Here is a 25,613-nt window from a genome sequence, read left to right on the forward strand (position 1 = left end):
GAGGAATGGAGAATAACCTCCATTCCTTTTTTGCATTCAAATTAATATTCATTTATTAATTTGAATGCCATTTCCGGAAAGTCAATAAATGGATTCCGGTTCCCTTGCAATTCAAAGATGGCCAGGTTCCGATGTTTTTCATAGAGAGACACGGGAAACTGCTGATGCCACTTCAATAAGAGCTGCAGGTTAACGAAATCGTTGTCGATGATCCCCGGGTAGCGAATTAAAAAATACAAAGTGGCCCTCGCTACAATTCCCTTTCCGTATTCAGGTTCAAACTTTCCTTTATCTACCTTTCCACAGCCTTTCTCAATTCCTAATATATGGATTTCCGGAACGTATTCAGGAAAATCATAATAAGGATGATTTCCGCGACGGCTGTTACATGCAGGTTCACAGGCAAATAAATGATGCAAGTCTCCCCTCATTGGTTCTTGCTTACGGAACCATGATTGAGGTACCACATGCTCACAATTTAACGTCATTTCACCAGATAAACCAGTCATGTTCCCTCTTGCCATGTTTTCAAGAATACGAATATCCTCCTCAATGACAGCAAGCGGGTTCATACCTTTGCCGGAATATAAGCTTTTCAGTTTCCCATTCTCCTGAAGATCTACCCATGGATAAACATAGCGATGAGGAGAATAATCCAGCTTATTCTCATGTGTTTTTTCTAACAAATTATGAATGCTGTTTGCCTTGAGAGGAGTATGTTGATAATACGTTTGCTTCATTTCTTTATCTCTTTGCTCATCATAATAACTTCGGTTGCTGCGGTATTCCAAATAGGCTGCCTTTGAGTTCTTCCGTTCTTCTTCCAGTACTTTTAGACTTCCTATCATACGCTCAACACTTTAGCGGCAAATTGTTGATCAAATATTTCTGACAATTGATCCATTACCGTTAAATAGACTAGTCCATTGCCCTCCATTTTTGGAGAATTTCCTAACGGCACCGTTCTTTTGATTAATTGGGCATAAAGTTCAGGTCCGGTGAGATTCCGTTCGAAACTTTCATTGGCGAGAACTTTTATCAAGGCCATTGCTCCGGAAACATGAGGCGTAGCCATAGAGGTTCCGCTCAATGTAGCATACGTTCCATTTAGATAAGTTGATAGAATTTTCTCCCCGGGAGCCACTAAATCTACTTCATTATTGGAATTGGAAAAATTCGAAGAGCGTCTTTCCAAATCAATGGCCCCTATGCTTATCACTTCATTATAAGAAGCCGGATAGCCGAATTCATCTGTTGAATCATTGCCGTCCCCCTCATTTCCTGCCGCACAAATAACCAAAATATTGTTGGCAACAGCCTTTTGAATCGCTTCATGTAGTTCAGGAACATCCTCTGGCCCGCCAAGCGACATGGAGATAATATCAACTTTTTGCTCAATTGCGTAATAAATTCCATTAATAATCCATTCATATTGGCCCGAACCATTTTTGTCCAGAACCTTAATAATGAGCAGATTTGCTTCAGGGGCCACGCCGACAACACCAGTATTGTTTTGTATGGCAGCAATCGTCCCCGCGACATGGGTACCATGACCATTGTAATCTTTGTATAAATCAAGATTCCCGCTATCATCTCCCGTGAAATTTCTTCCGCCGATAATCCGCTTTTTTAAGTCAGGATGGGCAATGTCACAGCCTGTATCCAAGATGGCAACCGTTATTCCCTTCCCTTTTGTTCGATCCCAAATTTTTGGGGCCTGAATCATTTCTACTCCTCTGGGAATTTCATTGACCTTTTCAGCCTGTTCAATCACTTGAAACGGTATCACACGTACTTTTCGCTCCATTTTTATTCCCTCCTATAGGATTAAATTGAAGCCAACTCGTGATGTTATTAATAGTTTAACAATTGAAGAATTGGTATAAAAGCTACCTTCGGAGTGTTTTGTTTCTAGTATTCTAGGTGCCGTACCATTTTGCTTTGTACTCCAACATGGTTCTGAACTGATACCAAGATACTTCAGGAATGGTTTTTGCCTAATAGTAACGCTTAAGATACGCCTCCCACCTCCTTCTCCGCTCCCTATATTTTACCATTAATAAAACAAAAATACAAACATATGTTCTGTTTTTTATTTTTTTTCTTTAATAATAATTTAATCATTCTTCTTGTTAGTTCTATAAGCATAATATTGTTCAACGGAGCTTAACTTTTTAATATTAACCGATTCAATTGTTCTCTTCCTACCTATGTAAAAAAATGAGACATGGACGTTTTTTGTTCATGTCATATTTTTTGTGGAAAATATATGAAATTTGTAGAAAAATAGTAAAATTTGTTACGAATATGCTATTATTCTATTTTGTGAGACCCAAATTTATACAAGTAAGGGTGCCTGAAGATGAATCAATTAAATGATTCCAATAGACATAGGCAGAAAGGAGTTGCAGCATTGAAGAGAATAAGTATCGTTTTATTATTCTCCTTTATTGTCGGAAGCTTTCTATTCCCCTACTCTGTCAGTCAAACTCAAGCAGAGGGTGTAAATAAATTGATTATGGGAGAATCGAGTTTGGGCGTCCGGCAAATGACGGCTTTTGTAAAGGAAAAAAATCCGGAAAATATTCGATTGCATGGTATTTCTGTTGATAGATTGGCAGAATTATATCTTAAAATCGGTGCTGAAGAAGGTGTACGCGGAGATGTCGCCTTTGCACAAGCCATTAAAGAAACCGGCTATTTTAAATTCGGAGGCGATGTACGCCCTGAGCAGCACAATTATGCGGGAATCGGAGCGACCGGAGGAGGTGCCCGGGGGAATTCTTTCCCGACAGCGGAAAAAGGCGTATATGCTCAAATTCAACATTTAAAAGCATATGCGTCCACGAAACCGTTGAATACACCTTTAGTTGATCCTCGTTTTAAGTATGTTACAAGAGGAATTGCTCCTACTTGGCCTGATTTGCATAAACGATGGGCGATGCAGTCCAGCGGAAACTACGGGGAGGAAATCCTTTCAATTTATGAAGAAATGAGCCGTATGCCTATTTCAATCTCTGCACCGTTAGAACAAGTCAGTGCCTTCCCTGATTCCTACCCGGTCGATTTAAACAAAGGTTACTGGGCAGAAAAAGAGATTATTGAATTTCTAGATTTACAGATTATTAACGGTGTTAAAAACAAATTAGGACAAACGCTCATGAATCCGAATGATTCGATTACACGTGCACAGTTTGTCAAAATTTTAGTCAATGCTTTACAGCTTGAAAAGAATGGACAAGCATCTTCCTTTATAGATGTTCAGAAATCAGACTGGTTTGCTCCATATGTTGACATAGCGGCAAGCTTAGGCATTACGACTGGCAGCAATGGGTCTTTCAAACCAAACGATAAAATTAAACGTGATCAAATGGCAACTATGATTGCTCGAGTAGCTTCTTTGCAATCGAATGATCATATGTCTAGCAGTCTTGCCCGCTCTTTCAAAGACGTATCGGATGATTATTGGGCTTACCCTTCTATCTCTCAAGCCGCTTCTGCCGGCATTATATTAGGATATGAAGATGGAACATTTAGGCCGTATGCCTATGCTACCCGGGCGCAAGGAATCGTGATTATTCATCGTGTTATGCAGCAACTAAATCAGTAGATAACTCGTTTACCTATCAAAAAGGCTAAAACAGGAAGTTGAATATTCCTACGTTTTAGCTTTTTTATATGATTATTTCATGAATCAATCCTTCTTCTTATTCCTCTTTAAGCTCTTTTTAAAACCTTATTTTTTTATGATTTAGTAAAAAATAGTTTTCGTTCATTTAAATGTCAGTCAACTCTTTTTAGTACCTGATTCTAATATCTGCTACTAACGTTGGTGTTCGTTACTAGTACCTGGTGCTAATACTTGTCTTTATCCTTTATAAATATAGTTTATTCCCTGTTTTGTGTGTTTTACATAACTTGTTTTAATTGTTTTTATTTGTTTTAATTGTTTTCGAATTGCTTTAAGCCTTGATATAACTGGGGTTTTAATGATGAATTATAACAAAGTTGGTGTTAATTATAACATGTTTGGTGTGAACTATAACATCTCTGGTGCTAATTATAACGTTTATGGTGAGTAAAAAATAACAAAATTGGTGTGGGAAATAGCGTTTTTGGTGCGAAAAATAACGGAAATGGTGCTAATTATAACGCTTTTGGTGCCTAAATTATAACAAAATTGGTGTGACTGATAACATCTTTTGTGTTGATATAACAAAATTGGTGTCAATTATAACGCTTTTGGTGCTTAATCCATAACAAAAATGGTGCGAACTATAACATTTTAGGTGCTACTATAACATCTTTGGTGTGCAAAAGATAACAAAAATGGTGCGGACATAACATTTTTGCTGTCTGAACCATAACAAAAATGGTGTGAACATAACATTTTTGGTGTCTGAACCATAACAAAAACGATGCGAACTATAACACTTTTGGTGTCTATTATATAGATCGATTTAGAAAATTTGACATAACCAAAGAACGGCTATGTCAAATTTTCTAGACCTAAGCAGCTACATGGTTGTTATTTATCTCAACTCATTTCTTTAAATGAATTAATCCATTTTAATCGTTTAATATAGTCATGGTTTTTATCTTGTTTACTCCTTTCTGTTCTTCCTTCTTGAATTGCCTTGCGAAGGTTCTCCGCTTAAGTGTAATTCAATCGATATAGGTGCTCTATTTCCATATCCATTGAATTATGTATTTTCAAACTAATTCGACTATTTATCTATAACAACAAATTCCTTTCGCTATAGTTGGAATTTTGTCATAATGATGGTAGCGATTAAGGAGGAGTTACCGTTGTATAAGACAGAAGTCGTAGAAGCGAATACGAATAACCTAGTTACGAAATCAAATCTATTGATTGAAGCCAATTACAAGCTAGGTGTGACTGAGCAAAAAATCATTCTTTGCATTGCAAGTAAAATTCAGCCAGATGACTCGGATTTTAAGACGTATACTTTACCCATTAAAGAATTTAATAAATTATTAGGATTAAAGGGAACCCCTAAATATACGGAACTTCGAAAAATTACGAAAGATCTCATGCAAAAAGTATTCGAAATCCGAATTGAAAATAAAGTGATTCAAGTGGCGTGGCTCTCCTATGTTGCCTATAATGTGACGGAAGGAACGATCGACATCCGCTTTGACCCGTTCCTCCGTCCCTACCTGTTACAGCTAAAGAAAGAATTTACCAGCTATAAGCTCGATAATGTCGTAAAGCTCAAGAGCTCGTATGCCATCCGTATTTATGAGCTGCTCAAACAATATGAAAGAGTCCAAGAAAGAACGTTCAGTTTGGAACACTTGCGTCGCTTATTGGGTGCTGAGGACTTGTATCCAGCCTATGGAAATTTTAAACAGCGTGTACTCATTCCCGCTCAAAAGGAGCTGGAAAAAAAGACGGATATTACGTTTGAATTGGAAGAGATGAAAAGCGGACGGCGCGTTGATAAAGTGAAGTTCGTCATCCGCTCAAAGAGAAAAGCGGCGAAACAATTAAATCTTTTCGACGATACTTTTGAAGCTCCTCAAGCCCCTGCTCCCTCTTCTTCATATGAAAAATTACGGGGGATGGCGCTTTCTCTTGGCGTAAATTTGAGCATGGAAACGTATCAAAAATGGGTAGAAACATACGGGGAAGTTCGTGTGGTCCAAGTCATCGAGGAAACGATCAACAAACCGAATGTTAAAAATCCGATTGGATACATAACCTTCATGCTTCGGGAATCGACAGATGGTTCCCTTCAAGCTGCGGCTGGTGATGAGGAGCAAAAAGAACAAGACCTCCTGCTTTATTTAGTGTCGCGGTATCGAAATTCCAAAGAAAAATTGCCTTATTGGCTGATCGAGGAAAAAGCGGTGCAGGATATTGAACATAAGCTCAGTGTTCCATCCGATGATGCCCTTTATATCTTTACGAAAGTGAAGCAGAAATTTTTTGAGGCTCTCGGTTTTAATGCGGAAGACCGCCCTTCACCTATGCAAGAAGAAGAATTTTTGAAAATGAGAGACGAACTAAGTCAGCAACTGAAACAGTATAAGAATGAACTATAACATTTTTGGTTATATAAAGAAAGGGCCATGGATTGACATCCATGGCCCTTTCTTTATATAAGTCGATTTGAGATGGAAGAACCTTATACTGGAGTTAACTGAACCCCTAATAAATAACAGGAGAAAAGGCTGCTTATTTTAAGCATATCCCTTGCTCTGTTTTATCCCCCTTAATGAGATCCTATAAATATGCCGATAAACGCCAATACAATCCCCCCGGCATAACTGGAAGCCAAATAATAAAAGAGGACGGGATGATTTCTTTTTTCCCTTAGTTGAACATTTTCCAATTTAAATGTGGAGAACGTCGTAAATGCCCCCATGAACCCAATTCCCCAAAAAGAATAAAAACCTGAGGACAGCCCTTTTCCAACGATCCAGCCCAGCAAAAAAGAGCCCAATAAATTGACGAACAATGTCCCGAGCGGAAAATTCGAACTGAATTTTTTATGTATCCATGTACTTAGCGTAAATCGGGAGATGGCTCCTAAAAAGCCGCCAATGGCAATCCATAATGCCGTCATAATGCTTCTCCCCCATTCTTATGTATTCGTTTAAAAGAACGATGGCCCAATTCATAGCCTAACCACGACATTAAAAGCCCCCCAAACAAACTAAGCAGGACATATAGAAAAGCGGATGCCCACGAATTGCTTTGGATTAAATGGACCGTTTCGACGCTAAATGTCGAAAACGTCGTAAAAGACCCGACTAATCCAGTACCGAGACCTGCCAGGACATGGGGGTGGAACAATTTCAGTTTGACGACTCTGTTCGTAAACCACCCCAGCACAAAGCAACCGATCAAGTTAATCAGCAGCGTCCCTAAAGGAAAATGATACTCCCACCAGGAATGGGTGAACTCTCCCAAGTAATATCTGAGCAGGCTGCCGATTACTCCGCCTATTCCTACCAATAAATAATTCACAGCAATCTCACCTCTTTCATTAATGTAGGCAAAAAAATAGACTCCTACCCATTGAATCAATGAGCAGGAGTCATCAGCACGATGGCAATGACGGCGAACTCCATCGCCTATAGGTTTCAGCCTTTAATCGTACATATTTCATATGGTAATCCAGCTTTTTTCAATAACTGGTGGAAATATGACCTTCTAGAAAAACCTTTTCTTCCAGAAAACAATGGCGGTTGCGCTCGATAACAAGATGGCCGTAAGAATTATGAAGAAAAAAGTATGGGGTTCATGTTGAAAAGGCAATTCGACATTCATTCCATAAATGCTGGCAACGATTGTGGGAAAAGCTAAAATCACGGTAATCGAAGCGAGAAATTTCATGACGCTATTTAAATTATTTGAAATGATCGAGGCAAACACGTCCATCATACTGTTTAAAATGACCGTATACGTATCGGCCATTTCGATTGCCTGTGTATTTTCGATGATGACGTCTTCCAGCAAGTCCTTATCTTCTTCGTACATTTTTAAATAATTTAAGCGAAGAATTTTTTCCAGAACGGCCTTATTGGATTTTAAAGAGGTACTGAAATAAACCAAACTTTTTTGTAAAGCAAGAAAAGCATAAATTTCCTTGTTTTTCATCGATTGATGCAGTTCTTTTTCAATTTCATCCGTTTTTCTGTTGATTTGCTTTAAATATCTCAAAAAGTAAGTGGAAATGGCATAAAGGATTTGCAGGGAAAACCTTGTTCGTTTAAAAGAATAAAACCCCTTGATTTTATTTCTTTTAAAGCTTTCTAAAATCGGGGTTTCCTTTAACGAAACCGTCACAAAGCAGTTATCCGCTATAATCATGCCAATCGGAATGGTTTCGTAAATGGGAAAGCCGGCTTCATCGTGTGTTATGTAAGGATAATCGATAATAATCAATATATCGTTATCCTCTTTTTCAATACGGGATCTTTCTTCATCATCGAGAGCGTCTTTCATAAACTCAACGGGGATGTTTAAGTGTGTGACAACATAATCAATTTCTTCTGCGGTAGGATTCGTAAGGTTAATCCAGCACCCTTTAGAAATTTCGTTTATTTCTTGAAGCTTTCCGGCTTCATCTGATAAATATATTTCTAGCATTGTTTCCCCTCCTCATGTAGATTGAGGAAGACTCATTACTTTTTAAGGAGTTGAATATTTCGCGATAGCTTGTATTTCGTCCTGTAAAATGCAATGTTGACTTCCTCCGAAATATTCATTGGTTCAGGTTCAAGAGAACCGCAGCTGTCCAAAATATCAACTCCTTTTTTACCTTCATTTCATTAAGACAGGAATTCATGACACCATATGTCTATGCCTGTTCATACGTGCTGTTTCTCATGCGGGCATTTAACATATCTTCGATTTCTTGTATGAGAAAATCAAGCGTTTCATCTGAAGAATAAGCATCCATCACTTGTTGCTGCTGTAATATATATACTGGTTCTTCGTCTTTCTTTTTTTGTTCATAATGAACGGAAGCAAATACAGACCATTCTCCATCCAGCCAGATGGCAATCCGGTCAAAATTTCCTTCCCACACAATTTCCCGAAATACTTCCTTTTCCTGTAATTCGAGGTCTATGTCCATTTATTCCCCTCCAAATAAGAGTACCCATATTATTATACAGTGAAATGCGGAAGTTTTCTATTCCTCTTGCCTAAAATGGGTGAACAGTTTCATTGTCATTCTTCTATCGTATGAAAGAGGAGATATACATATGTGTGACCATAAGAAAATCCCTTTACACGATAGGTAAAGGGATTCTGAATGAGATTTTAATATTGTTTGAAAATAAGCGTTGCGTTGTGTCCGCCAAATCCCAATGAATTGCTTAGCACGACATTCACTTCTTGTTGTCGTGCCTCGTTTGGAACATAATCAAGATCAAGTTCCTCATCCGGTGCTTCATAATTGATCGTTGGAGGCATAACGTTATCACGGATCGCCAATACAGAAAAAATGGCTTCTATGGCACCTGCCCCGCCCAATAAATGGCCGGTCATTGATTTAGTAGATGATATTGCCAGCTTATAGGCATGTTCTCCGAATACCGCTTTAATGGCTTGAGTTTCGTATAAATCATTATAATAAGTGCTCGTCCCATGCGCGTTAATGTAATCGACATCCGTTGTGTTCAAGCCAGCATCTCTTAATGCCATGAGCATGGAGCGCTGTCCGCCTTCCCCATTTGGAGCCGGTGTCGTAATATGATGCGCATCGCCTGTTGCACCGTACCCGACGATTTCACCGTAGATTTTGACACCCCGAGCTAAAGCATGGTCCAAATCTTCCAATACTAAAACGCCGGCTCCTTCTCCGATGACAAAGCCGTCACGGTTTTTATCAAATGGTCTTGACGCGGTTTTTGGATCTGGGTTGGTAGAGAGCGCTGTCATGTTTTGGAAGCCGGCAATTGTCATAGGAGTAATCGATGCTTCCGTTCCTCCTGTAATCATGACATCGGCTTCCCCCCGTTGAATGACTTTGAAGGCATCCCCGATGGAATTGGCTCCGCTCGCACAAGCGGTCACGGTACAGGAATTGATTCCTTTTGCCCCCAATTCAATGGAAACTCTCCCTGAAGCCAAGTCTGGAATTAGCATCGGGATAATGAATGGACTGACCCGTCTAACTCCTTTATTTAAGAAATTGATGTGCTGTTCTTCAAATTCGCCTAAACCGCCGATGCCTGAACCGATCCAAACACCCACTCGTTCAGCGTTAGAATCATCGATGACAAGATCGGCATCTTTGACAGCCATTTTGCTTGCAGCGACAGCAAACTGCGTAAATCTGCCCATTCTTCTTGCTTCCTTTAAATCCATGTACTCTTCTGGTTTAAAGTCTTTTACTTCTGCCGCTGCCTTTACATTGTAGATGCTCGAATCTACCCGTGTAAATGGACCGATCCCGCTTACACCCGCTTTAATGTTGTCCCACGTGCTTTCAGCCGTTAAGCCTAAAGGTGTCACAGCACCGATTCCTGTAATGACCACTCGCTTTTTCATTATAGTCTTCCTCCTCATTTATTCATTAAAAAAATCTTATCATCATAGTGGAAATGCTGTCTACCTGTTCCGCATTTATAAGGATGAATTCCTTTTTAGGCGGCACTCATGCTCATTGAAACCGTTCGTCCAGTGAAAAAAGCCTTGGCTTTAAAAACCGAGGCTTTCTTAAAACAAGACGATATAATGATCACTCTGTTACAACCCGGCCGACAATTTTGATGACATCCGTTCGGCTCATCTTTTCTTTCCCTTTTATTAAGGCATCGAGTGTTCCATGGGCAAGGGCGAGCGGAATTTTGCGGAAATGCATGATAGGCCCAGGCTTAATATCTTTCAAGTAAGCATCAGCCAGTTCCAGGTTACGGCGTGCGTATGCAAACATATCGTCTAATTCCCATCCATCCGGAAAGAAACTCACGCCGCGTTCCTGGTCCTCCGTGCGATTCCGTAAAATATTGACCGACTGCAGTCCGCGGCCAAAGGCGATGGCGAGGGATTCATCCGGCTCGACACCATCATGCCATTTCCAAATATCTGTCAGCATCACACCTACTAAACCTGCCACGTAAAAAGTGTAGTCATTCAAGTCTTCTTCCGTTTGGATGTTCCATTCTTTTAACGTCCAATCGGCCATTCCTCTTGCCATCGTGGATGTTGCATCCAAAATGTTCTCTGCAATGGCCGGCGGACAGACTTTAATCCAATCGGCAAGTCTTAATGTAACTTCAGGCAAATGGGATTCATATGGTCGTAAAATGTCCATTAACTCACTGTCATGAAAAGGTTTCTTCAAGAGCATACTAATCGCATATAATAAATCGGCTTTTACTTTGTTGGGAAGTTCAGGATGATCTTCGATCTCGTCGATCGCTCTCATGCACAAATACGCGGACATGACCGCTTCTTGCAGTCCTGACGATAAATAAGTAATGGGAATAAAGAACGTTCGGCTTGTCGCCTTCAACATCGCTTTTGCATCTCTATGTAAATTGATCGTTTCACTCATCTCATACGGTCCCCTTTTTCACTTGTTCACATCGTAAAATTTCTTTATCTTTAGATTTTATCATTCCCCGAAGGATTAATAAAGGAAACTTCTTTCAGGAAGGGGTTATCCGTGCAGAAAATATGCAATTAGAAATTTCAATGGATTAAATTGACAATAGCCTGTCTTTTCAATATAATTCGTACAACTACTATTTACGAGGTATTTAGATGAGATCATCTTTAAATGATTATATTAGCATTGTCATTCATCAGACTGACCTGACTTTGACCAGTTACGTAAAGACGAAATTAGCCCCCCTTAATATCGCTCCCGAACAAAATTTAATTATGATGCTTCTTTGGGAAAAAGATGGAAGGACTCAAAATGAAATTGCCGAAAAGTTGTATAAGGATAAAACCAACATTGCCCGGATGGCTTCCAATCTTGAAAGCAAGGGTTTCATTCAAAGAGTTCCCAGTAAAGAAGACCGTCGCTCATTGAAGCTATATCTGACCGATAAAGGAAAAGAGCTTGGCCACAGCGTTACCCCCATTGGAGAAGAATTCAATCGGCAAGTATGCAATGGGATTACGGATGAGGAATTAAAAGAATTAAGAAGAATCCTTTCTAAAATGCGTGATAATGTCCGGTAGGCCCCGTGCATTATCATCATGCTAAATAGTTGCTGTAGCAACTATGTCTGTGGTAAGATGAATGAGATTTCAATATTACGCATCACTAAAAGTTGCTATAGCAACTTCTTTATTAAAAAGTAAATTGGGGGAATTATAATGGCAAATGTTTTATTTATTAAGGCAAACTCTCGTCCTATTGAACAAGCGGTCAGCGTAAAGCTTTATCAGGCGTTTCTTGACAGCTATAAAGAGTCTCATCCAGAGGATCACATTATCGAGCTCGATTTATTCAAAGAGAACCTGCCTTATTATGATACAGATAAGATTAACGGAATGTTTAAATTATCTAGAGGCATGGAATTAACTTCAAATGAAAAAGGAGCAACAGATTTAGTTAATCAATACTTAGACCAATTTCTTTCTGCCGATAAAGTGGTATTTGCTTTTCCACTTTGGAACTTCACGGTTCCTGCCGTGCTGCACACTTACCTGGACTACTTAGGTCAAGCAGGCAAAACATTCCGTTATACAGCAGAAGGTCCTGTAGGCTTGCTTCCTGAGAAAAAAGTGGCTCTTTTAAATGCAAGAGGCGGGGTTTACTCAGAAGGTCCTGCGCAGTCCGCAGAAATGGCGGTTAACTACGTCCAAACCATCTTAAACTTCTGGGGTGTCAAAGACGTCACAACCGTCATTGTAGAAGGACATAACCAGTTTCCTGACAAAGCGGAAGAAATCATTAAAGAAGGATTGAAAAAAGCTGCTTCAGCTGCGACTTCATTCTAACTTTGACACATGAAAAAACCGATATTCCTGCACGCAGGAATATCGTTTTTTTTATTTTTTAACGTACTTGCCCGTTTCCGCTCATCATGTACTTTACGGTTGTTAAGGCAGGAAGTCCCATTGGCCCTCTTGCATGGAGCTTTTGGGTGGAAATGCCGATTTCGGCGCCAAATCCGAGGGCTCCTCCATCTGTAAATCTTGTGGAGGCATTATGATAAAGGGCCGCCGCATCGACCAGACTCATAAACTTTCTAGCTGTTTCTTTATTTTCGGTGATAATGGCTTCCGAATGTTTTGTCCCATATCGTTCAATATGCTCGATGGCTTCATCGACATGCCCGACAACCTTCATCGCAATATCGAGACTCAAATATTCATTGGCCCAGTCATTTTCATCTGCCGGTACCGCGCCTGGAATGATATCAACAATTTTCGTGTCGCCGTGCACTGTAATGTGATGTTCCTTTAAAGCTTGAATAAGCGTATCTTTATGTTCCTTAAGCCAATTTTCGTGCACAATTAACGTTTCCGCCGCATTACAAACAGCTGGCCGGTCAGTCTTTGCGTTGACGAGGATATCAATCGCTTTTTTCACATCTGCTTCACGATCGATATAAAGATGACAGTTTCCAACACCTGTTTCCAATACCGGAACAGTGGCATTGTTCACGACCGCGTTGATCAATGATGCGCCTCCACGCGGAATCAATACATCAATATGTTCTTTCATCGTAAATAGTTGTTGTGCTGTTTCCCTGTCCGTACTGGCGATAAATTGCACGGCTTCTTTTGGGATTTTCGTCTTTTCAAGCGCCTGATGGATCACATCGACAATAGCTTTATTCGACGAAACAGCCGATGAGCCTCCTTTTAAGATAATGGCATTGCCTGATTTTAACGCAAGGCCTGTCGCATCGACCGTTACGTTCGGCCGTGCTTCGTAAATCATGCCGATGACACCGAGCGGAACCCTCACTTGTTCGACAAGAAGACCGTTATCGAGTGTCCAATGGGATAAAACATCGCCAATCGGATCATCCAGTTTCACCACTTCGCGAAGACCCTCGGCAAATTCGGCGATTCGTTCCTTCGTTAGCGCCAAACGGTCCATAAAAGCATCCGTGAACCCTTGTTCCCTTCCGTTTTGCAAATCAGTTTCATTTGCTTGTAAAATCGCATCAGCATACAATTCAAGTGTATCTGCGACCACATGCAGAGCGCTGTTTTTCTCCTCTGTTGTCAGCAAACTTAACGTTTTTGCCGCTTTCTTTGCTTGAATGGCTTGTTCCTCGACTGTCATAAGAATTTCTTTTGTTAAACTCATCAAATGCCTCCTCTGTTTTCTCGGTATTTACTTACGTATCACGGGAACTTGCTATCAGCTTCTTTAAGCAATTGTCCTCATATTTTACAGGCTGACCGGAATGGGTACTTCGATATGACAAACGAGCCCTTCGCTCTCCACGACCGGTTTCCCGCCGCTTTCATTTGAACGATGCGTCAGCTTTGTCAACTCCTGTGAAGAATAGTTCACGATACCAAGACCCACTTCTTTTTTCTCCATGTCCATGATGCGCACAACCGAACCTTTCTCGAAATAGCCGCTTACGTGTTTCACATTTGACGGAAGCAAGTTTTCTTTTCGTTCGACGATGGCCGTTTTGGCATCGTTATCGACGATGATTTCTCCTTTTGGTCCGGAATTGAAGGCAATCCACTGCTTTTTTTGGTTTAAGTTAACCGTGTCGTCTTTTGATTCAAAATAGGTTCCTTTGGCCGTTTGCTTCACTGCATCCCGCAATATATTCTGTACGCCTGCTCTTCCTAAAAAAGCCGGAATGCCTGAGGCCATCGCGATTTTAACGGCATCGATTTTTGATTTCATGCCGCCCGTTCCGACAGAGCTGCCTGATTCTCCTGCCGCTTGTTCAATCTCATGGGTAATGGCATGTACGTGCTCCAGCAGCTTGGCGTCAGGATTTTTTCTTGGATCTGCATTATAAAGGCCGTCAATATCCGAGAGAATGATGAGCAAATCTGCATCCACAAGTCCGGCCACTTTGGCTGAAAGGGTATCATTGTCACCAAATTTCAACCGGTCGATCGTCACTGTGTCATTTTCGTTCACAATCGGGACGATTCCGCGCTCAAGCAGCACATTAATTGTGTTTCGAGCATTGTTATATCGGTTTTCATCGGAAAAATCATCCCTTGTAATTAAAATTTGGGAGGCCACGTAACCATGTGACAAAAACAATTCGGAGTAAGCTTCCATCAATAGCCCTTGCCCGATGGATGCGGCCGCTTGTTTTTCCGGTAAAGAACTCGGGCGTTCGAGGCAACCTAGTTTTCGATAGCCGGCTGCAACGGCTCCTGATGACACAAGCAACACTTCAAGTCCTTCATCCTTCAATTGAACGACCTCATCGACCAGACGTTCCAGCTTTCTGCGGCTGATTTCACCATGCATGCTCGTTAGCGAGCTGCTTCCAATTTTAATGACAATCCTTTTTTTCCCGTTGTCGGGACTCATCGAACCACTCCTGTTGATTTCTTTTTTATCATTTATCTTTTTTGGCTGATTTTGTAATAGAGGGTATAACGAAGAAAGTAAAGGTGACTTTACGCTATACGGTCAATGGTTTTTGCCGGAATTGCTTGCTTAACTCCTTGGAGCGTTTGGATGCACCTTTTATGGCTTGAATCATCGCTTCTCCACCGCCATGTTTTTCAAGTGCTGCCAGCCCGGCTGCAGTGGTTCCGTTCGGAGATGTCACATTTTCTCGCAGCTCTGCAGGCGTTTCTTCTTGTCCCATGATCATCTTGGCTGCTCCCAAAATCGTTTGGGCTCCGATTTGGCGTGCCAGTTCAGGATCCAGTCCTTCTGCTTTTCCCGCTTTTTCGATATGTTCCATCAAATAATAGAAATAGGCTGGACCGCTTCCGGCAATACCCGTGAAAATGTCCATTTTGTCTTCTGAGATCATGTATACTTCACCGATAGAGGCTAATAGTTGTTTTGCTATTGAAATATGTTCATTGGAGGCATGCCTACCTGGAGAGATTGCGGTTGCTGACTCTCTCATCATGCTTGATGTATTGGGCATCACACGAATGACGGGCTGGTTTTCATGCAGGTGCTCTTCCATAAAAGAAGTGGTAATTCCAGCCAGTACTGAAAGAACGAGCTGACGGGGGGTTAATTTATGTTTGATTGAGGATAGTGCCTGTTCGGCATCTTTTGGTTTCATTGCCAACACTAAAATATCAATTTCATCCAGCTGCAAAGCATCTCGTGCTGCCACTGTTACTCCGTATTTCTTTCGAAGCTCAATAAGGCGCTCCTTGTTGTTTCGATTCGTTACCATAATTTGATCGCAAGGAATTTTTCCCGCGTGTACAATGCCGGAAATCATCGCTTCTGCCATGGATCCCGCGCCTAAAAAAGCAATCGTTTTATTTTTTAACATCAAATTCCTCCCAGGTTGTTCGTATTTTTGTTCGTTTTTTTATAACGTTATTTATGGTAACATGCTGGTTTTTTATGTCAAGGACGGCAATTGCCAATCTTTCCCCTTTCATTGGGCATGAGAACAACGATGTAAACGGTTACTGAAAATTGAAAATTTAATTTTTTTCGACAGTATTTGATCATTTAAAGAGGAGAAATCTGGGATAGGTCTAGAAATCAAGAAATCAGGTGAAAACAATGGCGACTGTAAGGAAGGGAGCAGGAAATGACATTTCTTCTATCTTTTACAAATGTGAACACTCTATGTATAATACATTTGAAATAGTAAGTAGTTAAACATATCATAGTGTCAAAAAATATACTATAAGCATTTATAAATCTGGAGGAAAATGAATGGGACGTATGGATGATAAAGTCTTTAATTGTGAAAAGGAATTAACCCTTTCGGTCATTGGGGGCAAGTGGAAGATGCTTGTATTGTGGCACCTTGGAAAAGGAGGGACAAAGCGCTTTGGGGAATTAAAATCGCTCATTCCCGGCATTACGCAAAGAATGCTTGTCAATCAATTACGAGAGCTGGAAGAAGATCAAATTGTCCATCGCGAAGTGTATCCGGTTGTTCCGCCGAAAGTTGAATATTCGTTAACAGAACAAGGAAAAAGCCTCATGCCGATTTTGGACTCGATGTACGAGTGGGGCAAGAACTACATTGAAAATGTCATTCAAGATAAAGTGGAAATTAAAGAATCGATTTATGAGAAATAGATGACCCATTTAGAGAAGGCCGACTTGATAAGGGAAATCACCCGTTACCCGTTCGGCCTTCTGTTTGTCCCGCATTAACGAACAGTAAAACCTCCACTTATGGAAGTTTCCTTTATCTCTTTTCGCTTTTCTCTACCGCATGTCCTCCGAATTCATTGCGTAAAGCGGCGACCACTTTTCCTGTAAATGTGTCGCTTTCTAGTGAACGGTAGCGCATCAATAAAGACATGGCGATGACCGGGGTGGCCGTCTGCAAATCAAGGGCCGTTTCGACCGTCCATTTCCCCTCGCCGGAAGAATGCATAATTCCTTTAATTTCATCCAATTTGGCATCTTTCGAAAAAGCATTTTCCGTTAATTCCATTAACCATGAGCGAATGACAGAACCGTTATTCCACACTCTTGCGACTTTTTCATAGTCATAATTGAACTCGCTTTTTTCCAACACTTCAAACCCTTCACCTATAGCTGCCATCATCCCGTATTCAATTCCGTTGTGGACCATTTTCAAAAAGTGGCCGCTCCCTGCTTTCCCTGCATAAAAATATCCGTTTTCGACAGCCGTATCGCGGAAAATAGGCTCAACAAAGCTCCATGCTTCAGCATCTCCGCCAATCATATAACAAGCGCCGTTGCGGGCTCCTTCCATTCCGCCGGAAGTCCCGACATCCATAAAGCATACTCCTATTCCCTTCAGCTCGTTATAACGGCGAATCGATTCCTTATAGTGAGAGTTCCCCGCTTCGATTACAATATCCCCCTCGCTTAACAATGGTTTCATCTCGTTAATCACCGAATCGACAACGGCATGTGGAACCATGAGCCAAAGAATTCTCGGTGTTTCCAATGATTTAACGAGTTCTTTTAAACTCGATACACCCTTAGCGCCATATGCTTTCATCTTTTCCACTGCCTGTCCGTTCAGATCGAAGGCTGTCACTTCATGGTGGTGATCCATTAAGTTTTGTCCCAAGTTTAATCCCATTTTTCCTAAACCAATTAATCCGATTTTCATGTTTCTTGCCTCCTAAACATCTTTACTTCCTTTTAGAAAGCGAAATATATTTTCTAAAAAGAGCATTTTCTCCTTATCTTTCATCGAATAAGGCTTGTTGTTTATTATTATTGATAACTTATAGTTACCCAAAATGGAGGGTTTCTAATGATGAGAATCTACTTTCACGCTATTTTGGCCAAGAAAAGACCGCAAATGCTTCATGAACAAGCATTTGCGGTCTTTTCTTCACTTGCTGCCATTACTTCATATCCAGCGGCATCCATGATTTTTAAGTCTGCCAATACCGTTAAATTAGGGAATGCTTCCTTGATTTCTTTGACAGCTTTAAGTCCCTCATCAATCACAACCGGTGTACCGACTTCAACGATATCAATATATTCTTCAACTTCCTTTACGAGTGCTTTCGCTTCGGGAATGTTGACAAGATCTAATGCTAATTGTAATTGCATGAATTTTTCACTTCTAATAAAAATTTAGTATATGCGGCAATGCCGTTTAATTAGCGCTGCACGTCCATAATCTGGGCAAGCAATGATGTTCAGCCCTTGCTTGGAACTCAGTGTACTATGTATGACACCCATGTAAAAGTACGCACTTTTTTTTGCATAGTGTTGAAAAGTATACTAAAACAGTATACTTTTCAACACTATGTGTGATGAAAGTGCGTACTTGTGAAAGTCGGTTGTATTTTTAATAATGACTATAGACTCATCCATAAAGGATATGAGGCGGAATTTTTAGCTTAATGACGAAAGAAAAAGGAGGCATCTATGAAATTAAGAGTATCAGCGGTTCAATATCATCTTCATACGATACGGTCCTTCGATGAATTTGCCAGCCAAGTCGAACATTATTTAAAAACAGCCCAGGAATTTAATGCGGATTTTGTCCTATTCCCGGAATTTTTCACGACACAGCTCCTATCGATCGGCAATGAACAAGGACAACCTTTAACCATAGAAGATCTGCCTGATTTTACAGAACAGTACCGGTCTTTATTTATAAAGTTGGCGAAACAAACAAATTTGCATATTGTTGGAGGAACACATGTCATCCGGAAAGAAGATAAATTATATAACGTTGCTCATTTATTCTATCCGGATGGACGAGTGGCCGAACAGGCAAAGCTTCATATGACTCCGACAGAAGTGGAAGAATGGAACATGAGTCCCGGGGAAGGTCTAGAAGTGTTCGAGACGGATAAAGGAACGATTGCCATGTTGACATGCTATGACATCGAGTTTCCTGAAATCGTTCGTATGGCGAAGGCTAAAGGAGCCGATGTGATTTTCTGCCCTTCTTGTACCGATGATCGCCATGGGTTTCATCGCGTTCGTTACACGAGTCATGCGAGAGCCGTAGAAAATCAAGTATATGTCGTCGGCACAGGAACGGTCGGTTCCCTTCCTACCATTGACTTTATGCGGGCAAACTTCGGCCAGGCTGCAGTCATTACGCCAAATGATATTCCCTTCCCTCCAAAAGGCATTTTAGTTGAAGGGGAAATCAATCATGATATGATTGTAACAGCAGACTTGGATTTAGAACTGTTATACAAGGTGCGCAAAAGCGGTTCCGTCACGACATGGCGCGACCGACGCACAGATCTTTACCCGGATTGGTAAGAACACATTAAGGAGGCGGATAGATGTATCGAAAAGAATTTTACGTGTTTGACGGGGACCGCCCTGTTCCGGCGGTCATCCGAAATTATGGCGAAAATGATTTTTCAGGGTTAATCCGCATTCAACAGGAATGTTTTCCACCGCCGTTTCCGTCTGACTTATGGTGGAATGAAGAGCAACTGCGCAATCATGTTACCTTGTTTCCGGAGGGTGCGTTATGCATTGAGGTAGACGGAGAGCTCGCAGGTTCGATGACTGGACTGCTTGTTGATTTCGACCTTCAACACCCTGAACATATGTGGGAAGAAATCACGGATAACGGGTATATCGGAAACCATAATGCGAATGGAGATACCTTATATGTTGTTGACATTAGTGTACGTCCCTCCCACAGAAAATTAGGGTTGGGAAAATGGCTCATGACCTCCATGTATGACGTTGTCGTTCATCTAGGATTGACGCGATTGTTAGGCGGAGGCAGAATGCCCGGCTATTATCAAAAAGCTGGTGACATGACAGCAGAAGAATACCTGGAAGAGGTCATCAAAGGAGACCTGAAAGATCCGGTCATCACCTTTTTGCTGCGCTGCGGCCGTACCCCGGTCAAAGTCGTGCCCAACTACTTAGAAGATGAAGAATCATGCCATTACGGGACACTCATGGAGTGGAAAAACCCCTTTGGCCCAAAAACATCTAAAAAAGGAGAATGAGAAAATGGAATATTGCCGTATCACCAATATACAAGACCCTCTATTTCAAAAGATGCATCAACTAATGCAGGACGTATTCCCGCCCGAAGAAGTGCTGGAATTCGCGCTTTGGGCAGATCCTCTGGAAGACCCAGGCATTCATGTGTATGTAGCCGTTCATAACGAAGATGTAGTAGGTGCAACAGAGTACCGTTATTATGAGGATTTTAATGTGGCTATGACGGATTTTACAATCATTGGCCAAGCGGGTCTCGGCATTGGACCGTTTTTAGCTGAAAAAAGAGCCGAAGATTTAAAAGCGATGGCCTCTGCAAACGGTAAACAACTGTACGGAATGTTCGCTGAAATTTATGACCCGTACCGGATTGATTACCATGAATTTGGCGGAGTGAAGCCGATGGATCCATTTGTCCGCCGTGAAGTATTGGCTCATCTCGGCTATAAACGTTTGGATTTCCCGTATGTTCATCCATCATGGAACAATGATGCCGAGGCTGTGACGGGACTCGACCTTTGTTTCCTTCCAATGGCAGAAGGCATTACTGAACTGAGCACAGAATTGATTGTCGCCTTTTTAAGACGTTATTATTCTGTGTTGGTAAACAAACCAGCATCCTGGCAGACGATGATTGAAGAATTGGAAGCAAAAGATGCGGTGGCCCTATTGCCAATTTAATCATGGATACAAGCAAAAAAGCGTGAGGGGTGTCCCCTCACGCTTTTTGTCTGTGCTGCCAATTTTACATCCTTTTTCCCTTCTGTGTGAATAACAGCGAGAAAGAAATGCAACATAAGAAAGTAGTTTAATCCTATGGAGAAAGAAAGGAAGTATCTAGCATATGGCAACCGTTCTTTATATTACAGCGCACCCGCATGATGAAACGCAATCGTACAGTATGGCCGTGGGAAAGGCTTTTATCGAAGCCTATCGTGAAGCCCATCCAAACGACGAAGTCATTAATCTCGACTTGTATAAGGTCGATGTTCCCCATATTGATGTTGATGTGTTCAGCGGCTGGGGCAAACTCCGCTCGGGCACGGCGTTCGAGCAACTGTCTGCAGAAGAAAAAGCAAAGGTCGGCCGTCTTGCTGAGTTAACCGATCAATTTGTGGCAGCTGACAAATATGTATTCGTGACACCGATGTGGAATTTCTCGTTCCCCCCTGTTATGAAAGCGTACATCGATTCCATCTGTACGGCCGGAAAAACGTTCAAATATACGGAACAAGGGCCAGTCGGTCTGTTGACGGACAAAAAAGCGCTGCACATTCAAGCACGCGGCGGCGTCTATTCGGAAGGGCCTGCCGCCGGCATGGAAATGGGCCATCGCTATTTGGGCATCATCATGCAATTTTTCGGCATTCCTTCGTTTGAAGGGCTGTTTGTCGAAGGACATAATCAGTTCCCGGACAAAGCTCAAGAAATCAAAGAAAAAGCCATTGCTCAGGCACAAGAGCTGGCGAAATCATTTTAGACTTACATCCTCATTGCAGTAACCGAATATCCTTTATATGAGCAGTAAGCCTTCGCTTATAACGAGGGCCTTACTGCTGCTTCTCTTCAACGGCAAAAGTAAAATGGGATTGTTTCCATTCCTTTAGGTCTGGCAGAAGAAATTTCTCCGTAAATATCACATCACGATCGCGATTAATGGTCAAAACGGTAGATGACCTTGTCCCGTATGTGTCGCTTTGGATGAATAAAGGGGATAATAATTTCTCCCACTCCTTTCCTACCCCCGTTTCCGGCAGCTCTTCTTCAGGGGCCTCTTCTGAATCGGACAAAACCGACAACAACGTTGCTTCATCTATCATTTCGCGGGTAAGAGCTTGCGCCAGTCTCTCAGCGCCTTTTCTCACTTTTGGCCACGGCGTATCCAGCACAGCATTGCTGAGCCCATGAATACCCGGGGGAACTTTTTGTATTTCATCAAGAATCGGACTGTAATAATAAAGTGACTTTGTGTCCCCTACCAATAAATTAAAGCCATTATAGGCTTCCCGTTCCTGCTGTACTGCTTGGAGATAGACTTTCGGTTCCTCCGTCCCTGTTAAATAATCACTGACGAGAAATCCGCGAGATTTCATATTCACTCGATTTTGTCCGGGAGCCCGGTAATTAGTGATAGCTGCGAAACGTCCGTTGCGGGTCACCCCCATCCATGTTCCGCCTTTTTCTAAATCGCGCCCTGCCAGCACATGAGGCCCATTTCCCCAAAATGCCGCATGTGCTGTAGCGCGCCCGTAAAATTCATCGCGGTTAGCGGCCATAATGAGCGGGTAATCCGGATGAACCTGATAAGCGAATAAAATGAGACACATCTTGGTCCCTCCTGTTTGGTTTGGCTGTTTTTATGTTTACCGAATATACTGCATTCATTCAGCCGTATGCAGTGTGAAGGGCTGAAAGTTCTCGGAAAAAAAGCCGCAACCTGAGTGAAGCACCCGTAAGCTGCGGTTCTTTTTCTTCATTATTTCACTTCAACAACCCAACCGAATGGATCTGACACTAATCCGTTTTGAATGCCCGTTAATGTGTCATACAGTTTTTTTGCCAATGGTCCGGTTTCACCGTTATTGATGACCACCTTTTCATCTCGCCAGAAAAATTCTCCGATCGGCGAAATGACAGCGGCTGTTCCCGTTCCAAATGCTTCTTCCAATAATCCATCAGAATAAGCCTGATAAATTTCTTCCATTGTCATTCTGCGTTCCACAACCGGAATATCCCAATGCTTCAATAATTGGATGATGGAATTGCGCGTTACGCCTTCTAAAATGCTTCCGTTCAAGGAAGGTGTATGAACTTCACCGTTGATTTTGAAGAAAACGTTCATGCTGCCTACTTCTTCAATGTATTTCTTTTCGACCCCATCCAGCCATAAAACTTGAGAATATCCTTTAGCCGTTGCAACTTCCTGTGCTTTTAAGCTGGCTGCATAATTTCCTCCAGTCTTGGCTGTTCCCGTTCCGCCTTTTACCGTACGAGCGAATTCATTTTCCACGGCAATTTTAACAGGGCTGATACCTTCTTTATAGTAAGAGCCAACCGGTGATAAGATAATGATAAATTGATAGTTTTTCGCAGGAGCTACGCCTAAAAACGGTTCAGTTGCGATGATAAACGGACGAATATAAAGGGACGTTCCTTCTGCCGATGGAATCCACTCTTTATCTACCGTGATCAGTTGCTTTAACGCTTCCACTGCGAATTCCTCGTCAATTTGCGGAATGCATAGTCGCTCATTCGACTTGTTCAATCGTTGCATATTTTTATCCGGTCTAAATAATAGAACTTTCTCATCTTTTGTCAAATAGGCTTTTAATCCTTCAAACACGGTTTGGCCATAGTGAAAGACCATACAAGCCGGATCCAATATAATTGGTTGATATGGAACGATTCGAGGATCATGCCATCCTTGTCCTTCTGTATAATCCATAATGAACATATGGTCTGTGAAGATCCGTCCAAATCCAAGTTGATCGGATTGAGGTTTTTGTTTTTTCTCTGTGCTTAACGTAACATTGATAGTCTGGTCTTTCATGTTTGATATCTCCTTGTCGATTATGGTTTGAGCGATTTAATAAAAATCTCTAACTCTATTTTATAACTAGATAGAATAATGTAACAACTATTATTGACTAAAAATTCGAAAATTTATTTTCAGGAAATAATAACAGTTGAACTACTCATCGCTTAACGCCGTTTCCAGTTATTGGTTGAAAGCTGTCCGTTTTGAACCATTTCTTGGACGATAGACCAATAAACATCTTTTTCTTTTTGTTTACCAAGGAAAAAGTTAAAGACGAATTTTGAACAGCCAATGGTTTTATTCAATATGAATGGATAGCAGGTTCTCGAAACGTGTCTTCAATGGCCATTTTTTGGCTCTACATCCAAAAAACGCTCCCGGTCAAGGGAACCGGGAGCCATGCTGAAGCTATTCTATAAAGAAAAAGGGGAGTTTGTTGCACATTTATCTTTTCCCCTATATTGAAAATAGTTAAACCCATTTTCGGAAAATTTTTGAAGAAATATTTCCAATGAGTCCTAAAATATTTTTTATCATCCGCTCCTATTTACTTTTCGTGTCATATTTTGTATGATATAAGAAGTAGAACGAATGTTCGTAAAGTGGTAAAAAGAGCAAAACTGGACTTGAAGGAGTGTTTTGGGGAATGGCTGCAAGAAAGAGACAAAGTAAGGCAAAATTGCCTATAGCGATTTCAAATACAGGATTCATCGGTGCAACCTTTGCCGATCAAGATGAATTGATGAAGCATGAATATTATTTTTCCCGAAAGAGCATGCAGATTACCCACCATGTGCTTGACGGACTTCTGCAAGGCGTCAATTGTGTATTTGAAGAACATGGTGTTCCTGCCTATCTTTCTTGTGTGTACCTTCCAAAATACAAAAAGATGGGCCTTGTATTGTCTACCCGTTCTTTTAGACAACGAGAAGGAATCGGATATTTCATCAATTATTTAAAAGAAATCGGACATATTGACTGGGAAGAAAAAACGAAAGAATACGAAATCCATAATACCGGATTTATCGGAGTCGTATTTGCAGATCTTGAAAAGATTGAACGATTCACATTTGAATTTGAAATGAAATTAATCAGCAAATTCGTAAAAGAACTTGTCATCCCTGCCAAAGAATTGTTTTTGCAGCATCATGTGAAAGCCTACATATCAGGTGTTGAATGTTCAGACCAACATAAATTAGGCTTCGTGTTATCAGTCAAACCGTATGATGAGCGCAAGGAAGCGGATTTATACTTCAAAGAATATTTGAAGGAACGCGGATTTTATGAAGAGGACGAAGATGAACAAGAATTAGTGCCAATCCATACAAAATGGAGCCTGTTTAGCTGATGGATTGTCGAGGACCTTTTTGTCTAATTAAGATTAGCGAAATAAAATCGGATTCATATACATATAGAAACATACCCTTTCTCTTGTCTAAGAAAAGGGTATGTTGCATTTATCCCTCATTTATCTCCCATAAGTCCCCCTAACTGAATGAAGTTTAACTTTGTCAGACTACAACCTTCCAATTTCGGAAATAATTGAGTTATATATGTAAGATTTATCCTGCATTAACGGACAGCCAATCATAATGCCAGCCTTCACCAACTATGATGATGAAAATGGTTATTTTCATGGGAGTAAGACCCTACTTATAGAAGTTTCCTTTATCTATTGCAATTAAATCGACAAACACTTCTCCGAGCGAAATAACACCTTTCTTCACCAAATCGTTTTCATCGTTTTCATCCTTTTCCATTTATATATTTATTTTCGCCACCAACGAATCCCTTTAGGCAGTCTTTACATATGCATGACTTTCCCCGCTGTTCCGGCGCTATAAGGTCAAAGATTTCTTTCGGGAAGAATTCGTTGCTGCACCAGCACGTTCCGTGAGGCATACCCGCTGCATTGCCGCAAGTATTGTCTTTCCCGCAAATCGGACAGTTCTTCGCATGCTCCGTTTCTTTTTTCACATGGTTCACCTTCTCATTTTTTCTCATTATATCACGCATGCAAAGATGGGAGATAATAATCAAATAGACAG

27 protein-coding genes and 1 riboswitch are annotated in these 25,613 nt (G+C 41.1%); of the genes, 10 read left to right on the forward strand and 17 right to left on the reverse strand.

Translation table 11 applies throughout. From position 1 onward, the window contains the following. Positions 1 to 41 precede the first annotated feature (41 nt). Both BK575_RS16070 and BK575_RS16075 read right to left on the reverse strand, forming a co-directional pair. Positions 42 to 848, reverse strand: coding sequence for an endonuclease I family protein (locus tag BK575_RS16070; protein ID WP_078411553.1), 807 nt, complete (start codon positions 846 to 848; stop codon positions 42 to 44). Beyond that, entirely contained in the window at positions 845 to 1,807 is a 963-nt protein-coding gene (locus tag BK575_RS16075) for a S8 family peptidase (protein WP_078411555.1), read from the reverse strand. The genes BK575_RS16070 and BK575_RS16075 overlap by 4 nt, the downstream gene beginning before the upstream one ends. A 555-nt stretch (positions 1,808 to 2,362) precedes the next feature. Here BK575_RS16075 and BK575_RS16080 point away from each other — a divergent pair. Beyond that, on the forward strand, positions 2,363 to 3,610 hold the full coding sequence (locus BK575_RS16080) for an S-layer homology domain-containing protein (RefSeq protein WP_078411557.1): 1,248 nt from the start codon (positions 2,363 to 2,365) through the stop codon (positions 3,608 to 3,610). A 1,199-nt stretch (positions 3,611 to 4,809) separates the two neighbouring features. After that, the gene (locus BK575_RS16085; RefSeq protein WP_139368057.1) at positions 4,810 to 6,069 is read left to right on the forward strand and encodes a replication initiation protein; all 1,260 of its coding nucleotides are present in this window, start codon (positions 4,810 to 4,812) and stop codon (positions 6,067 to 6,069) included. A gap of 170 nt (positions 6,070 to 6,239) precedes the next feature. Here the strand turns inward: BK575_RS16085 and crcB (BK575_RS16090) are convergent, their stop codons facing one another. The 6 genes from crcB (BK575_RS16090) to BK575_RS16115 form a co-directional block, all read right to left on the reverse strand. Beyond that, positions 6,240 to 6,593: a fluoride efflux transporter CrcB gene (gene crcB / locus BK575_RS16090; RefSeq protein ID WP_078411559.1), complete on the reverse strand. Its 354-nt coding sequence runs from the start codon at positions 6,591 to 6,593 to the stop codon at positions 6,240 to 6,242. After that, positions 6,590 to 6,997 carry a fluoride efflux transporter CrcB gene (crcB, locus tag BK575_RS16095; protein WP_078411561.1) on the reverse strand — a complete coding sequence of 136 codons (408 nt, stop codon included), beginning with the start codon at positions 6,995 to 6,997 and terminating at the stop codon, positions 6,590 to 6,592. The genes crcB (BK575_RS16090) and crcB (BK575_RS16095) overlap by 4 nt, the downstream gene beginning before the upstream one ends. 57 nt (positions 6,998 to 7,054) lie before the next feature. After that, positions 7,055 to 7,114, reverse strand: a riboswitch (Fluoride riboswitch). Positions 7,115 to 7,183: 69 nt separating this feature from the next. After that, positions 7,184 to 8,122 carry a magnesium transporter CorA family protein gene (locus tag BK575_RS16100; protein ID WP_078411563.1) on the reverse strand — a complete coding sequence of 313 codons (939 nt, stop codon included), beginning with the start codon at positions 8,120 to 8,122 and terminating at the stop codon, positions 7,184 to 7,186. A gap of 211 nt (positions 8,123 to 8,333) precedes the next feature. After that, complete coding sequence (locus tag BK575_RS16105) at positions 8,334 to 8,612, reverse strand: hypothetical protein (protein WP_078411565.1); 279 nt, start codon at positions 8,610 to 8,612, stop codon at positions 8,334 to 8,336. A 188-nt stretch (positions 8,613 to 8,800) separates the two neighbouring features. Then, positions 8,801 to 10,036 (reverse strand): beta-ketoacyl-ACP synthase II, encoded by a 1,236-nt coding sequence (gene fabF / locus BK575_RS16110; protein WP_078414828.1) that lies wholly within the window; start codon positions 10,034 to 10,036, stop codon positions 8,801 to 8,803. 187 nt (positions 10,037 to 10,223) lie between these two features. Next, a complete protein-coding gene (locus BK575_RS16115; protein ID WP_078411567.1) occupies positions 10,224 to 11,042 on the reverse strand; it encodes a squalene/phytoene synthase family protein in 819 nt (272 codons plus the stop codon). 209 nt (positions 11,043 to 11,251) lie between these two features. Here BK575_RS16115 and BK575_RS16120 point away from each other — a divergent pair, with 209 nt between their 5' ends. Beyond that, positions 11,252 to 11,677 (forward strand): MarR family winged helix-turn-helix transcriptional regulator, encoded by a 426-nt coding sequence (locus BK575_RS16120; protein WP_078411570.1) that lies wholly within the window; start codon positions 11,252 to 11,254, stop codon positions 11,675 to 11,677. A gap of 138 nt (positions 11,678 to 11,815) precedes the next feature. Beyond that, positions 11,816 to 12,442 (forward strand): FMN-dependent NADH-azoreductase, encoded by a 627-nt coding sequence (locus tag BK575_RS16125; protein ID WP_078411572.1) that lies wholly within the window; start codon positions 11,816 to 11,818, stop codon positions 12,440 to 12,442. A 58-nt stretch (positions 12,443 to 12,500) separates the two neighbouring features. Here the strand turns inward: BK575_RS16125 and BK575_RS16130 are convergent, their stop codons facing one another. The 3 genes from BK575_RS16130 to proC all read right to left on the reverse strand — a co-directional run bounded on the left by BK575_RS16130 (position 12,501) and on the right by proC (position 15,912). Beyond that, positions 12,501 to 13,766, reverse strand: a complete 1,266-nt coding sequence (locus BK575_RS16130) for a glutamate-5-semialdehyde dehydrogenase (RefSeq protein ID WP_078411574.1) — start codon at positions 13,764 to 13,766, stop codon at positions 12,501 to 12,503. Between the two features lie 84 nt (positions 13,767 to 13,850). Then, positions 13,851 to 14,975: a glutamate 5-kinase gene (gene proB / locus BK575_RS16135; protein ID WP_078411576.1), complete on the reverse strand. Its 1,125-nt coding sequence runs from the start codon at positions 14,973 to 14,975 to the stop codon at positions 13,851 to 13,853. Positions 14,976 to 15,069: 94 nt separating this feature from the next. After that, positions 15,070 to 15,912, reverse strand: a complete 843-nt coding sequence (gene proC, locus BK575_RS16140; protein ID WP_078411578.1) for a pyrroline-5-carboxylate reductase — start codon at positions 15,910 to 15,912, stop codon at positions 15,070 to 15,072. Between the two features lie 395 nt (positions 15,913 to 16,307). Here proC and BK575_RS16145 point away from each other — a divergent pair, with 395 nt between their 5' ends. After that, a complete protein-coding gene (locus BK575_RS16145; RefSeq protein ID WP_078411580.1) occupies positions 16,308 to 16,679 on the forward strand; it encodes a winged helix-turn-helix transcriptional regulator in 372 nt (123 codons plus the stop codon). Between the two features lie 112 nt (positions 16,680 to 16,791). On the opposite strand, the gene gnd is transcribed toward BK575_RS16145, so the two are convergent. Further along, positions 16,792 to 17,694: a phosphogluconate dehydrogenase (NAD(+)-dependent, decarboxylating) gene (gnd, locus tag BK575_RS16150; protein ID WP_078411582.1), complete on the reverse strand. Its 903-nt coding sequence runs from the start codon at positions 17,692 to 17,694 to the stop codon at positions 16,792 to 16,794. A 200-nt stretch (positions 17,695 to 17,894) separates the two neighbouring features. Further along, the gene (locus tag BK575_RS16155) at positions 17,895 to 18,146 is read right to left on the reverse strand and encodes an orotidine 5'-phosphate decarboxylase / HUMPS family protein (protein ID WP_078411584.1); all 252 of its coding nucleotides are present in this window, start codon (positions 18,144 to 18,146) and stop codon (positions 17,895 to 17,897) included. A 321-nt stretch (positions 18,147 to 18,467) separates the two neighbouring features. Here BK575_RS16155 and BK575_RS16160 point away from each other — a divergent pair, with 321 nt between their 5' ends. The 4 genes from BK575_RS16160 (at position 18,468) to BK575_RS16175 (ending at position 21,507) form a co-directional block, all read left to right on the forward strand. After that, positions 18,468 to 19,322 (forward strand): carbon-nitrogen hydrolase family protein, encoded by an 855-nt coding sequence (locus BK575_RS16160; protein ID WP_078411586.1) that lies wholly within the window; start codon positions 18,468 to 18,470, stop codon positions 19,320 to 19,322. A gap of 23 nt (positions 19,323 to 19,345) precedes the next feature. After that, complete coding sequence (locus BK575_RS16165) at positions 19,346 to 20,032, forward strand: GNAT family N-acetyltransferase (protein ID WP_078411588.1); 687 nt, start codon at positions 19,346 to 19,348, stop codon at positions 20,030 to 20,032. 4 nt (positions 20,033 to 20,036) lie between these two features. Continuing rightward, on the forward strand, positions 20,037 to 20,708 hold the full coding sequence (locus BK575_RS16170; RefSeq protein ID WP_078411590.1) for a GNAT family acetyltransferase: 672 nt from the start codon (positions 20,037 to 20,039) through the stop codon (positions 20,706 to 20,708). A 163-nt stretch (positions 20,709 to 20,871) separates the two neighbouring features. Beyond that, the gene (locus tag BK575_RS16175; RefSeq protein WP_078411592.1) at positions 20,872 to 21,507 is read left to right on the forward strand and encodes an FMN-dependent NADH-azoreductase; all 636 of its coding nucleotides are present in this window, start codon (positions 20,872 to 20,874) and stop codon (positions 21,505 to 21,507) included. Between the two features lie 70 nt (positions 21,508 to 21,577). On the opposite strand, the gene BK575_RS16180 is transcribed toward BK575_RS16175, so the two are convergent. The 3 genes from BK575_RS16180 to BK575_RS29620 form a co-directional block, all read right to left on the reverse strand. Further along, positions 21,578 to 22,354, reverse strand: coding sequence for an NRDE family protein (locus tag BK575_RS16180; RefSeq protein WP_078411594.1), 777 nt, complete (start codon positions 22,352 to 22,354; stop codon positions 21,578 to 21,580). A gap of 149 nt (positions 22,355 to 22,503) precedes the next feature. Then, positions 22,504 to 23,577: a branched-chain amino acid aminotransferase gene (locus BK575_RS16185; protein ID WP_078411596.1), complete on the reverse strand. Its 1,074-nt coding sequence runs from the start codon at positions 23,575 to 23,577 to the stop codon at positions 22,504 to 22,506. A gap of 152 nt (positions 23,578 to 23,729) precedes the next feature. Beyond that, a complete protein-coding gene (locus tag BK575_RS29620; protein ID WP_407984351.1) occupies positions 23,730 to 23,870 on the reverse strand; it encodes a hypothetical protein in 141 nt (46 codons plus the stop codon). 341 nt (positions 23,871 to 24,211) lie between these two features. Between BK575_RS29620 and BK575_RS16195 the strand changes: the two genes are divergently transcribed. Next, positions 24,212 to 24,913: a hypothetical protein gene (locus BK575_RS16195; RefSeq protein ID WP_078411598.1), complete on the forward strand. Its 702-nt coding sequence runs from the start codon at positions 24,212 to 24,214 to the stop codon at positions 24,911 to 24,913. Between the two features lie 398 nt (positions 24,914 to 25,311). Here BK575_RS16195 and BK575_RS16200 read toward each other — a convergent pair whose 3' ends face one another. Continuing rightward, on the reverse strand, positions 25,312 to 25,542 hold the full coding sequence (locus tag BK575_RS16200) for a cysteine-rich CWC family protein (protein WP_235867397.1): 231 nt from the start codon (positions 25,540 to 25,542) through the stop codon (positions 25,312 to 25,314). Positions 25,543 to 25,613 lie beyond the last annotated feature (71 nt).

This window comes from Priestia abyssalis, assembly GCF_002019595.1.
GTDB classification, from domain to species: Bacteria; Bacillota; Bacilli; order Bacillales; family Bacillaceae_H; genus Bacillus_BA; species Bacillus_BA abyssalis.